This is a genomic window from Micromonospora wenchangensis, assembly GCF_002210435.1.
Lineage (GTDB): Bacteria > Actinomycetota > Actinomycetes > Mycobacteriales > Micromonosporaceae > Micromonospora > Micromonospora wenchangensis.
Genome location: NZ_MZMV01000056.1, coordinates 1 through 11829, shown reverse-complemented (window position 1 = coordinate 11829; position 11829 = coordinate 1). Strand labels below are relative to the sequence as shown.

Annotated in this window: 5 protein-coding genes and 1 pseudogene; 5 read left to right on the top strand and 1 reads right to left on the bottom strand. The window is 71.0% G+C overall.

Annotated features, from left to right (window positions below; translation table 11 throughout):
* Positions 1-141: 141 nt before the first annotated feature.
* The 3 genes and pseudogenes from B5D80_RS25575 to B5D80_RS25565 form a co-directional block, all read left to right on the top strand.
* Positions 142-1209 (top strand): annotated as a pseudogene (locus B5D80_RS25575) (VWA domain-containing protein); the annotation flags it as partial.
* A gap of 14 nt (positions 1210-1223) precedes the next feature.
* Positions 1224-2336: an ATP-binding protein gene (locus B5D80_RS25570; RefSeq protein WP_088646501.1), complete on the top strand. Its 1113-nt coding sequence runs from the start codon at positions 1224-1226 to the stop codon at positions 2334-2336.
* A gap of 59 nt (positions 2337-2395) precedes the next feature.
* Positions 2396-5218 (top strand): DUF5682 family protein, encoded by a 2823-nt coding sequence (locus B5D80_RS25565; RefSeq protein WP_088646523.1) that lies wholly within the window; start codon positions 2396-2398, stop codon positions 5216-5218.
* Positions 5219-5372: 154 nt separating this feature from the next.
* Here the strand turns inward: B5D80_RS25565 and B5D80_RS25560 are convergent, their stop codons facing one another.
* Positions 5373-7010, bottom strand: coding sequence for a fibronectin type III domain-containing protein (locus B5D80_RS25560; protein ID WP_088646500.1), 1638 nt, complete (start codon positions 7008-7010; stop codon positions 5373-5375).
* A 548-nt stretch (positions 7011-7558) separates the two neighbouring features.
* Between B5D80_RS25560 and B5D80_RS25555 the strand changes: the two genes are divergently transcribed.
* Complete coding sequence (locus B5D80_RS25555) at positions 7559-9007, top strand: CehA/McbA family metallohydrolase domain-containing protein (protein WP_245854978.1); 1449 nt, start codon at positions 7559-7561, stop codon at positions 9005-9007.
* Positions 9008-9446: 439 nt separating this feature from the next.
* A partial coding sequence (locus tag B5D80_RS25550) for a M14 family zinc carboxypeptidase (RefSeq protein ID WP_245854977.1) occupies positions 9447-11829 on the top strand: 2383 nt, incomplete at its 3' end.

Below are 11829 nucleotides of genomic sequence, written 5' to 3'. Positions count from 1 at the left end.
GACGACCCCGCACCCGCCACCGGGGCCCCGCGGGCCGCGGCGGCGGAGGCGACCACCGACGTCACGCAGACGGCGGAGGCGACCACCGACCCCACGGGGGCGACGGGCGAGGGGGACACCGCCGACGGCGGGGATCACCGGCCCGGCGAGGCCGAGGTGCGCCGGGCGGCGCTGGTGTCGAAGCTGCTGCTCAACGTCTTCGGCACCGGGTCCGGGCCGGTCAGCGCCGGCCAGCTGGCCCGGTGGCAGGCCGACGCCGGCTGGTTCGCCCAGGCGCTCGGCACCACCGGGGAGGAACTGCGCCGGCAGGGCGGCGGCGGGTTGGGCGCCACCCTCACCGGCCTGGAGGGTGACCTGGTCCGCCGGATGCACCTGCGGGAGGTGCTGGCCGACCCGAAGCTGGCCGCCCAGCTCACCCCCAGCATGTCGCTGATCGAGCAACTGCTGCGGGACAAGTCCAACCTGTCCGGGGTGGCCCTGGCCAACGCGAAGTCGCTGATCCGGCGGTACGTCGACGAGGTCGCCGAGGTGCTGCGGACCCAGGTCGAGCAGACCACCGTCGGCACGATCGACAGGTCGGTTCCGCCGAAGCGGGTCTACCGCAACCTCGACCTGGACCGCACCATCTGGCAGAACCTCACCAACTGGAGTCCGGAGGACGAACGCCTCTACGTCGACCGGCTCTACTACCGGCAGACCGCCCGCAAGACCACTCCGTCTCGGCTGATCGTGGTGGTGGACCAGTCCGGGTCGATGGTCGACTCGATGGTGAACTGCACCATCCTGGCCTCGATCTTCGCCGGGTTGCCCAAGGTGGACGTGCACCTGATCGCGTACGACACCCGGGCGTTGGACCTGACCCCGTGGGTGCACGATCCGTTCGAGGTGCTGCTGCGCACCAAGCTCGGTGGCGGCAACGACGGGCCGGTGGCGATGGCGATGGCCCGCCCCAAGATCGTCGAGCCGCGCAACACGGTGCTGGTGTGGATCTCGGACTTCTACGAGTTCGACCGATCCCAGCCGTTGTTCGACGGCATCGAGGCGGTGCACCGCTCCGGGGTGCGGTTCATCCCGGTCGGCTCGGTCAGCAGCTCCGGCCAGCAGAGCGTCAACCCCTGGTTCCGGCAGCGCCTCAAGGACCTGGGCACCCCGGTGCTCTCCGGTCACATCCGCAAACTCGTCTTCGAGCTCAAGAGCTTCCTCACCTAGGAGAATCACCCCTCATGTCCGAGATGTTGCGTGCCCCCGCCGAGGTCAAGTACGCCGACGAACTCGACTACCTGGAGTCGGTCGACACCGGCCCGAAGCCGTTCTCGTGGCGGTTGAGCCCGCGCATGGTGCGGCTGTTCGTCCTCGGCTCGGAACGGGCCGACGGTCTGGAACGGGAGATCCCGCAGAAGTGGTTCGGTGACCGCAGTTTCGTCGAACGCAGCATCGTGACCCTGGCGTCGGACCGGGGCCTGCTGCTCATCGGCGACCCCGGCACCGGCAAGAGCTGGCTGGCCGAGTTGCTGTCCGCCGCGATCTGCCGCAACTCGACGCTGGTGGTGCAGGGCACCGCCGGCACCACCGAGGACCACATCAAGTACTCGTGGAACGTCTCGATGGTCATCGCCAAGGGGCAGTCCCGGGAGTCGATGATCCCGTCGCCGATCATGACGGCGATGGAGCAGGGCGTGGTGGGCCGCTTCGAGGAGCTGACCCGGTCCACCAGCGACGTGCAGGACGCGCTGATCTCCATCCTGTCGGAGAAGTACGTCTCCATCCCCGAGCTGAACGACGACAACATCGTCTTCGCCCAGCCCGGTTTCTCGATCATCGCCACCGCGAACAGCCGCGACCGGGGCGTCAACGACCTGTCCTCGGCGTTGAAGCGCCGGTTCAACTTCGTCCGCATCCCGGTGGTCACCAACAAGCGCAGCGAGGCGGAGATCGTCCGGTTCCGCACCGAGGAACTGCTGCGCCGGCACCGCATCGAACTGGACGTGCCGCCCACCCTGCTGGACATCCTGCTGCAGAGCTTCGCCGACCTGCGGGCCGCTGCCGCGTCGGCGACCAGCGACGACGAGAAGCTGGAGTCGGCGCTGTCCACCGCCGAGCAGATCGGGGTGCTGGAGGACGCCATCCTGCACAGCCAGTTCTTCGGCGACCGGGCCCTGCGGGTGGAGACGCTGGCCTCCTCGCTGGTGGGGTCGCTGGCCCGACGCAGCCCGGAGGACCTGGCGATCCTCAACAAGTACCTGCACGGCGTGGTGGAGCCCCGGGCCAAGAAGAACGGCGAGGGCTGGGCCGGCTTCCTCGACGGCGGTCGCCAGGCGATCGCCTCGCTGTCGTGACCACCGCCGACACCGGCACCGCCGCGCCGCCCGGCGTCACCGGGGCCGCAGCCGGCGGGGTGACCGCCGGGCCGTTCGGGGCGCTACGCGAGCAGCTCACCGACGCGGCGGCCACGTTCGCCGGTTCCGCCGACGCGCTGGCCGGCATCCTCGCCGGCATCGTCGACGACGTCGACCGGGCGCTGGGCGAGCGGTTGGAGATCTTCCCGGTCTGTCACCACTCGCCGGCCTCGGCGCTGGCGATGGTCCGCCGGCTGCGGCACAAGCAGCCCAAGGTGATCTACCTGGAGCTGTGCGAGGACCTCCAGCCGCTCCTGGGCGAGCTGCGCAACTGCCGGCTGCCGGTGGCGGTGCAGGCGTTCGCCTCCGAGCTGGACGGTTTCCCCGCCGAGTGGGGGCCGCTGAGCGTCGTCGCCCCGGTCACCGAGGCGTCCGCCGAGTACCAGGCGATCGCGTACGCGCTGGAGACGCCCGGGGTGGAGCTGGTGCTGGTGGACCGCTCCACCGACCACGTCTTCCAGTGGTCACCGCGCGGCGACGCCGGGGCGGGCACCGACGTGCCGGCCGACACTTCACCGGAGGCGGCGGGCGGCGAGGCCGGGGAGCAGGCGGCCCTGCACGGCGACGCGGTCGGCGTGGAGATCGGCGACCTGCGACCCCGGTTCGCCGAGCTGGAGGCGTACCTGCTGCACCACGGCAAGGTGCGGCACTGGTCGGAGTGGTGGGACCAGTACGTCGAACGGCCCCTCGCCGACGCCGACCACGACACCTACCGGCAGGTGATGGTGCTGATCGGCAGCCTGTTCCGCCGGCTGCGGCCGGCCGGGTCGGACCGTACCGACCGCGACGAGGACCGGGAGCGCTACATGTGGACCCGGATGCGGGAGCACCTCGCCGCGTCCGAGGCCGACCCGGCGGACTGTCTCTACGTGTGCGGCGCGTTCCACGCCGCCAGCCGGGTCGAGCAGTTCGGCCTGGACTCCCCCGCCCCGGACTTCGCGATCACCCCCCGCACCGGCACCCGCTGGCGGTACGGGCTGATCCCGTCGAGCCACTCGGCCATCGAGGCGCAGTTCGGGCTGGCACCGGGGTCGGTGTCGATCGCCGCCGCCAACTGGACGCGGGCGGTCGGCCGGTCGGGTCTGACCCCGTACCGGCTCGACGGCCAACGGGGCGGCAAGGGTGGTCGGGGCAGGCGCAGGGCCGCCCCGCCGGTCGCCGCGCCAGCCGGTCCGGTCGCGGACCGGCTCACCGGGTTCCTCGCCGCGCCACCGGCGCTCGACGGGCTGGACGAGGCGGAGCTGCGCGGCTGGTGCGTGGACATCGTCCGGTTGGCCCGCCGCAACGGGTACCTGGCCAGCACGGCCGACGCGATCGCGGTGTTCGAGACCTCGATCCTGCTGGCCGGGTTGCGCAACCGGGCCCGGCCCACCCCGTACGACTTCGCCGACGCGGCGGTGACCTGCATCGAGAAGGACGTCGTGCCGGGGCGGCGGGACGTGCGGCGGCTCTGCGAGATCCTGCTCGGCGGGGACCGGATCGGGCAGGTCGGCTACGACGCCCTGCCGCCGCTGGCCCGCGACGTGCTCGACCGGCTCCAACCCCTCGGCCTGGACCTGGAGAAACGCACCATCCAACGGGCCCTGCTCGACCTGCACGCCACCCCGGCGCTGGCCGGCTGCTCGGATCTGCTGTGGATGCTGCGGCACCTGCTGCCCGCCGACGCGGTCCGCCCGATCATGGGCGAGCGCCGGTTGGGGCACCGGTCGATCCAGGAGAGCTGGGACCTGGCGTTGGGCCGGCACCAGCGGGCGCTGATCGAGCTGGGCTACGAGGGGGTGACCGTCGAGCAGGTGCTGGAGCAGCGGCTGCGGCGGTCGGTCCGGGGCCCCGACGCGACGGCCGCCGGTGCCCTGGCCGCGGTGGAGGACGCCATCCGGTTGCTGGACAGCCCCCGGCTGGTCGACGAGTTGGGCACGCGGGCCGTGGAACTGCTGTCCACCGAGCGCACGGTGGACGACGCCCCGGAGGTGCTGCGGCGCATCCGCCGGTTGCTGGCCCACCACCGGGCCACCGCGCCGACCCTGCCGGCCTGGTGCGAGGCGTTCGTGACGACCGGGTACGCGCACTACTGCACCCTGCTGCCGACCGCGTTCGTCGAGGAGGAGACCGGGGTCCGGCAGGTCGGAGCGATGCTCGGCTTCCTGTTCAGCATGGAGAGCCTGGCGCTGTCGCTGGGCTGCGACAGGTCCCAGCTCGAACTCGCGGTGGCCCAGTCGCACCCGGAGAGCCCGGCGAAGGTCGCCCTGCTCTGGGCGGCCCGGCACCAGCTCGGCCTGCTGCCGCTGGCCGAGCTGCGGCAGCGCTGCGCCGACCTGCTGGGTAACCCGCTGGTGGTGCCGGCGTTCCCGAGGTACCTCTCCGGTTTCGTGCACGCGCTGGAACCGGTGCCGGGGCTCGCGCCGTTCGTGGTGGAGACGATGTCCACCGCGTTCGCCCGGTTGCCCGACCCGGTGCTGCTGCCCTGGCTGCCCACGCTGATCACCACCCTGCGCGAGCACGGCCCGGAGCTGGTGCCGCTGCTGGTGCGGGAGGCGGCGCGCACCTTTCCGGGGACGCTGCCCGAGTTGGACGCCTGGGTGCCGCCCTGGCTGGGACCGCCGGCCGGGCCCGCCCCGGCGGCCCGACCGAACGCGCCGACGGGGCAGGTGCACGCCCTGCTCACGGCGCATCCGGTGGCGGTGGACGCGGTCGCCGGGCTGCTGGGCTGCGACGGCGGTTGGTCGGGGCCGGTCGACGCCCCGGCGGGGTCGGCGGCGGCGACGCTGCTGCTCGCCCATCCGGACACGGTGGAGGCGGTGTCGGTGCTGCTCGGCGGCTGAGGGCCGGGGGGCGCGCCGGGGTGGCTGGTGGCCCGGCGCGCCGGCCGGTCACCCGTGGGGTGCCGCCACCGAGGGTGTGGTGGCGGCACCCCACGGCCGGGTCACCGGGTGGGGGTCGTCGCCGGATCGCCGGGGTGGTTGGTCAGGGCCGGGGTCACGGGGTGTACGTCACTCCGGGGTAGTCGGCCTGCGCCTGGACGAACTGCGCCTGCCAGTCGGTGGGCCAGCCACCGAACGCGGTGGTGGCCAGTGGCTTGAGGCTCACGCCGGCCGCGCCGCTCCAGAAGTGCACGAACTCCCCCCAGTTGAGGTCCCGCGCGTAGACGCCGTCGAACTGGTGGAAGTGCTGGGACAGCAGCTGGAAGAACTTGTTGAGCACGACCTTGCCGCCGTAGTTCTGGTAGATCGGGTAGAACCAGTCCCGGAACCAGTAGGTGTTGGCGACGGGGAAGTTGTCCGAGGTGAGCAGCTTCGCGTTCTTCCAGCGGGTGGCGTCGGTGGTCCGGCCGGTGCCGACGTAGCAGTCGTACTGGAAGATCTCGGCCCACTTGCTGTCACCCCAGAGGGCGTACGCGGGTGAGCCGTTCACCCCGAACGCGGTGAACTCGACGGTGTGGTTCATCTCGTGGGAGATGACGTCCTCGTTGAGGTCGGTGTTTCCCCAGCCGCCGCCGCTCATGTCGTTGACGTCACGGAAGAGTGTGTTGGGGTCGAACTGGCTCAACGCGAACCCGCCCGATCCCGCGTCGTCGTGCAGCACCTCGTACAGCCGCTGGCCGCTGAGGTTGCCGTAGTTGGCCTGGACGTACTCCCAGATCTGTTTGGCGTAGTCCTTCACCCAGGTCAGGTCGGTCGAGGCCAGTCCCGGGTCGCGGTAGACGGCCAGGTTGGCGTCGTAGTAGTAGCGGGTGAGCGTCTCGTTGGGGGCGTGCCAGGTCTCGGTCCAGGTGGTGGCCGGGGTGGCGCTGAGGGTGGTGGTGTCGGCGGTGGCGTAGCCGGAGTTGCCGGCCACCCCCTCGGCCCGCAGCCGGTAGTAGTAGTGGGTGCCCGCCGGCAGTTTCAGGTTGTGGAACTTCGTGGTGCTGGCCGGCAGCACGTACGCGGTGCTCCAGGTGGTGCCGTTGGTGGAGCGTTCCAGCCGGTAGGCCGTCTCCCACCGGGTGTTGTCGGTCCAGGTGAGCCGGATCTGGTCGGTGGCCGCGGTGGCGAGCAGGCCGGTGGGTGCGGCCGGTGCCGGGGTGGTGGCGGTGGTGGTCCCGTAGATCTGCCACTCGCCGATCTGCATGTTGACCGACCCGTTGGTGGCGGTCACCCGCAGCCGGTAGTAGCGGTAGGCGGTGGTGTTGCTGAACGAGTAGGTGTTGCGGTGGAAGCCGGTGACGAACGTCTGGTTGCTCTGGGTGTCCAGCGGCGTCCAGCTGCCGCCGGTGGTGGAGGCCTCGAAGACCCAGTTGCGCGGGTTGCGGTCGGGCCAGTCGTTGGCGGAGGTGACGGCGTAGCTGGTCACCACGGCCGCCGTGGTCGCCTCGAACTGGATCCAGCCGGCGCCGCTGTAGGTGAAGTACTTGCGGTAGGGCGTGTTGTCGATGACCTTCTCGATGCCCTCGTCGCCGGTGGTCGACCACTGGTCGGTGATCGTGCCGGGGGTGTCGGTAATGTCCACCGCGGCGGCGAGGTGGACACCGGCCAAGTGGCTCGGGGTTCCTGCGACGAGCAGGAGGATGGCGGCCACCGCGGCGAGCAGGGGCAGTGCCGTGCCCGGGGGGCGGCGGCGGATCGGGTCAGCGCGCATGGAGCGGGTTCCTCTCGGCGTGGTCGGTCCTGTCCGGTGCGTGCCGGGGGTCGATGCCACCTCCCGGTGACCCCGCGCACGCGGCACGACGACCCGCCCCCGTTTCCCGGGGATCGGGTCGTGGAATAAGTGGCGGGGAATGGCTCCGGAATGGCTTCGGAATGGCTTCGCCAGGAGCTCGACGAATCGGCCGGGCACCACCGGAAAAGCATTCGATGTGGATACCGCGACCGCTCCCCGTTGACCGTCTGCGCACCGAATACTAGTTGCGGCATAGCAATCGGTCAATGAGACCCCGTTCTCACCTTTGAACAGGAAATGTATTCGCACAGATATCCCACCCATGGGAGGCGATCCGGGGCGACCCTGCGACGGCGCTGGCCGGCCGTCGTTCACCCCCCTCCCGCACGCCGTGCAGCGGCCGTTCACCCGCCTCTCGGAGGCTTCGTCACCGACACGGTCGACATCCGGATCACGTGGAGGGCTCCGCAGTGCAGCACAGGGATTCCGAGGACGCCACAGGCGGTCAACTGTCACGCCGCCAACTGGTGAGGTACGCGGGCGTCGGCGCGACGCTCGCCGCCGCCGGCCCGTTCGTGGGCGTCGAGGCGGCCCACGCCGACCCGGACGGGCAGGACCGGGCGACGGCCGGATCAGGTCGGGCCGACAACCGGATCTGGCGGGCCGGCGACCACCACATCCACTCCGAGTACAGCGGCGACTTCGACACCTCGACGAACCCGCCGACGTTCCGCAAGGGCGCCGACGCGGTCTATCCGATCGTCACCAACGCGATCATGGCGAAGAACTTCGGCCTGACCTGGGCGATGTGCACCGACCACGGTGGACCGACACACTCCAAGGTGAACCTGGAACAGGCGTACCCCGACCTGCTGCGGTCCCGCCGGCTGGTGCCCGAGGTGTTGCAGTTCTGGGGGATGGAGTTCGACGCCCCGGCGATGGACCACCACACCCTGATGATCCCCCGGCACGCCGACGAGGCGAAGCAGCTCTTCGAGCTGGAGAGCCGGTTCGCCAAGCGGGACCCGTTCCCGGCCGACCCGGGCCGGGACACCGAGGCCAAGATGGTGGAGTTCCTCAAGGTCGCCCGGAACATGCCGCACAGGCCGCTGGTGATCGCCCACCACACCTCCCGCTCGGCGACCGGGCTCGGGGTGTACGGGCAGGACCTCCCGCACGAGTTCCGCAACGGCAACGACGCGGCCCCGGACGTGTACGTCGGCTTCGAGGGCGCCCCGGGCCACCAGGCGGGCCCGCTCAACGGCAGCGCGCGCGGCGGCTACGGCAACCACCCCACCTACGGCGGCTACGACCAGGCGACCGCCCGGGTCGGCGGGCTGTGGGACGCGCTGCTCGGCGAGGGGCGACGCTGGTGGATCACCGCGACCTCCGACTCGCACGTGCACTGGACCCGGGGTGGCACCGACTTCTGGCCGGGCGAGTACAGCAAGACCTACGTGCTGGCCCGCCAGGAGTACAGCGACATCATGGACGGACTGCGCCACGGGCGGATCTTCGTCACCACCGGCGACCTGGTCACCCGGCTCGACGTCACCGCCAGCAGCCAGGGCCGCTCGGCCGGCTCGGGTGAGACCGTCACCGTCAGCCGCCGCGAGCGCACCGACGTGGAGGTCGAGATCAGGTTCCGGCCGCCGGCCGGCACGAACGCCAACGGCGACCGGCCGCAGGTCCGCCGGGTCGACCTGATCGTCGGCCGGGTGACCGGCCCGAGCGCCGACCGGGACGCCGACACCAACCCGACCACGACCGTGGTGGCCCGGTTCGGTCCGCGCGACTGGCGGCAGCAGGGCGCGCAGTACGTCATCCGGCACACCCTGCGCGACGTCGGGGCCGACAGCTACCTGCGGGTGCGCGGCACCAGCACCGACGAGGCCGAGCCGCTGGCCGACGGGCTGGAGAGCCCGTGGAGCGACCTGTGGTTCTACTCCAACCCGGTGTTCGTCCGGGTGCGTTGACCGTCCGGTCCCGGCCCGCCGACGGCGGGCCGGGACCGCCCCCACCGGGTCGACGACGCTGAATATGATCAGGGGTACGGCGAAGGCCTGCCCGGCAGACGATGGTCCACCGTGGACGCCGGGACTCGCCACCAAACGCCCGCATTCGAGCGAGTGTGGGGCAATTGGCGAATCGCGTACCGGCCCCCGGTTGTGAATCTTGACCACCCGAAAGCGCAGGTCATACGCTCCGGGCACCCTTGATTCATTTCCCGGGAAGGGAAACGGGACACCCATGCGAACTGCCGGACTCCGCTCCACACTGCATTCCCGCAGACGGTTGGCGAGCGCCACCGCAATCGTACTACTGGCCGGAATAACCCCCCTGGTGGCCGGCCCCTCGGCCGCCGCAGCGCCCGCGACGACCTGTAGTACCGATCCCACCGACCGACTGGCCTCGGTGCCCAGCCCGGAGAGCTTCCTCGGCTTCCCGCTCGGCACCGGCCAGGAACGGGTGGTCACCAACGAGGAGGTGCGGGGCTACCTCGACGCCGTGGACACCGCCTCCAAGCGGGTCGTCACCGGCGTGCTGGGCACCAGCGTGCTCGGCCAGCCGCTGCCGTACGCGATCGTGTCGAACGAGCGCAACGTGCGGCCGGCCGTGCTCAAGGGCATCGCCGAGGACGTCCGCTCGCTGCGCGACCCCCGGGTGGTCAACCAGCAGCAGGCCGGCGAGATCGCCGAGGCGGCCCCGGCCATCGTCTGGGTCACCGCCAACGTGCACGGCGGCGAGAAGAGCGGCACCGACGCCGCCCTCAAGACGCTGTACGAGCTGGCCGCCGGGCTGTCCTGCGAGGTCCAGCAGCGCAACGACAACCTGATCACGATCATCGTGCCGACGCAGAACCCGGACGGCCGCGACGCCAGCCGCCGGCAGAACGAGTACGGCTTCGACATGAACCGGGACTGGTTCGCCCGGACCCAGCAGGAGACCGACGGCAAGCTCGAACTGATGCGGAAGTACCCGCCGCAGGTCTTCATCGACGCCCACGAGATGGGCGGCCGGCAGTACTTCTTCCCGCCCAACGCCGACCCGATCCACCACGAGATCTCCGGCGAGGCGGTCGACTGGATCAACCGGATCGGCGAGGCCAACAAGGCCGGCTTCGGCTACAACGGGGCGTGCGGTGGCGCGGTGACCACCGAGTGCTACTTCAACTACTCCACCTACGACCTGTTCTTCATGGGGTACGGCGACACGGTGCCGGCCGCCGGCTTCGGGGCCGCCGGCATGACCTTCGAGAAGGGCAGCTCGTCGGCGGTGGCCGACCGGGTGCAGCAGCAGTTCCACACCCAGTGGTCGACCCTCGGTTGGGCGGCGGCGCACAAGGGTGAGGTGCTGAACGGCTGGTACAAGGTCTGGAAGGACGCGCTCGCCCAGGGCCGGGCCGGCACGTTGGAGCCCAACGAGGTCGTCCAGCCGACCAACACCGTGCAGTTCCCGGTGCCGAACCAGAGCATCAGGTCGTACTTCCTGCTGCCCGACCGGCAGCTCGCCGACGCCCGCCAGCTCGTCGAGCGGCTGCGCCGGATGGACGTCGAGGTCTACCAGGTCAAGAAGGCGGTCAAGCTGCCCACCGCGAAGCTCTTCGGCGGCCGGTCGGCGACCAACCTGACCGTGCCGGTCGGGTCGTACTGGATCCCGATGAACCAGCCGCAGAAGCACTGGATCCAGGCGATCATGGGTGAGGACCCGTACACGCCGTTCCCGTACTTCTACGACGTGTCGTCGTGGAGCAACCCGCTGCTGATGGGTGTGAACGCCGTCTACACCGGCGCGGACGTCAAGCCCAACGCGGAGCTGATCGACAAGATCCAGAACACCGGTGGCGGCAAGATCCTGGCCGCGCCGCCGCTGAAGGGTTCCTACACCTACGAGCTGGACTCCGCCGCCGCGGCCGAGTTCACCTTCACCCTGCTGGGCAGGGACGTGCAGCTGGTGCGGGACCTCGACAACGGCCAGGTGGGGATGCCCGCCGGCGCGTTGACGCCGGAGCTGAACACCATCGCCAAGAAGCTGGGCGTCACGCTCACCCCGTACACCACGGCGGCCGTCGGCACCCCGATCAGCCGGCCCGACGTCGGCCTGTTCCAGGGCACCGGCATCTCCACCACCTCCGGTTCGCACGGTGAGGCCCGGTACGTGCTGGGCAAGCGGTGGGGCCTTGACCTCACCCCGGTCACCACCGCCGACATCAACGACAACACCCCCGCCTTCACCGGCCGCACGGTGCTGCTGGTGCCGGACGGCAGCAACGCGACAGGCGGGCTGACCGCGACCGGGCAGGCCAACCTGCGCAACTGGATCGCCCAGGGCCACACCTACCTGGGCCTGCGCAACGAGGGCACCCGGATGGCCCGCGCCGCCGGTCTCACCTCGACCACCGAGAAGCCGAAGCCGACCGGCTACACGGTGATCGGCTCGCACCTGCGGGTCGACGTGGACCCGGACAGCCCGGTCGGGCTGGGGCGGCCGGCCGAGGACTTCGAGTTCAACAACAACGACCCGATCCTCACCCCGAGCAGCACCGGCCGCAACGTGCTGCGCTACCCGAGCGGGGACACCTTCTGGGCCAACGGCTACACGGTGCAGGGTGACGCGCTCAAGGGCACGGTCGCGGTGGTGGACGAGCCGACCGGTGCCGGTCGGGCGGTGCTGTTCGCGTTCAACCCGCTGTTCCGGGCGTACAACGAGAGTGGCCTGCACCTGGTGGCCAACGCGCTGCTGTACCCGGCCGGCGGCACGGCGGCCCGGACCGCGTCGCCGGTCCCCGTCGACCCGG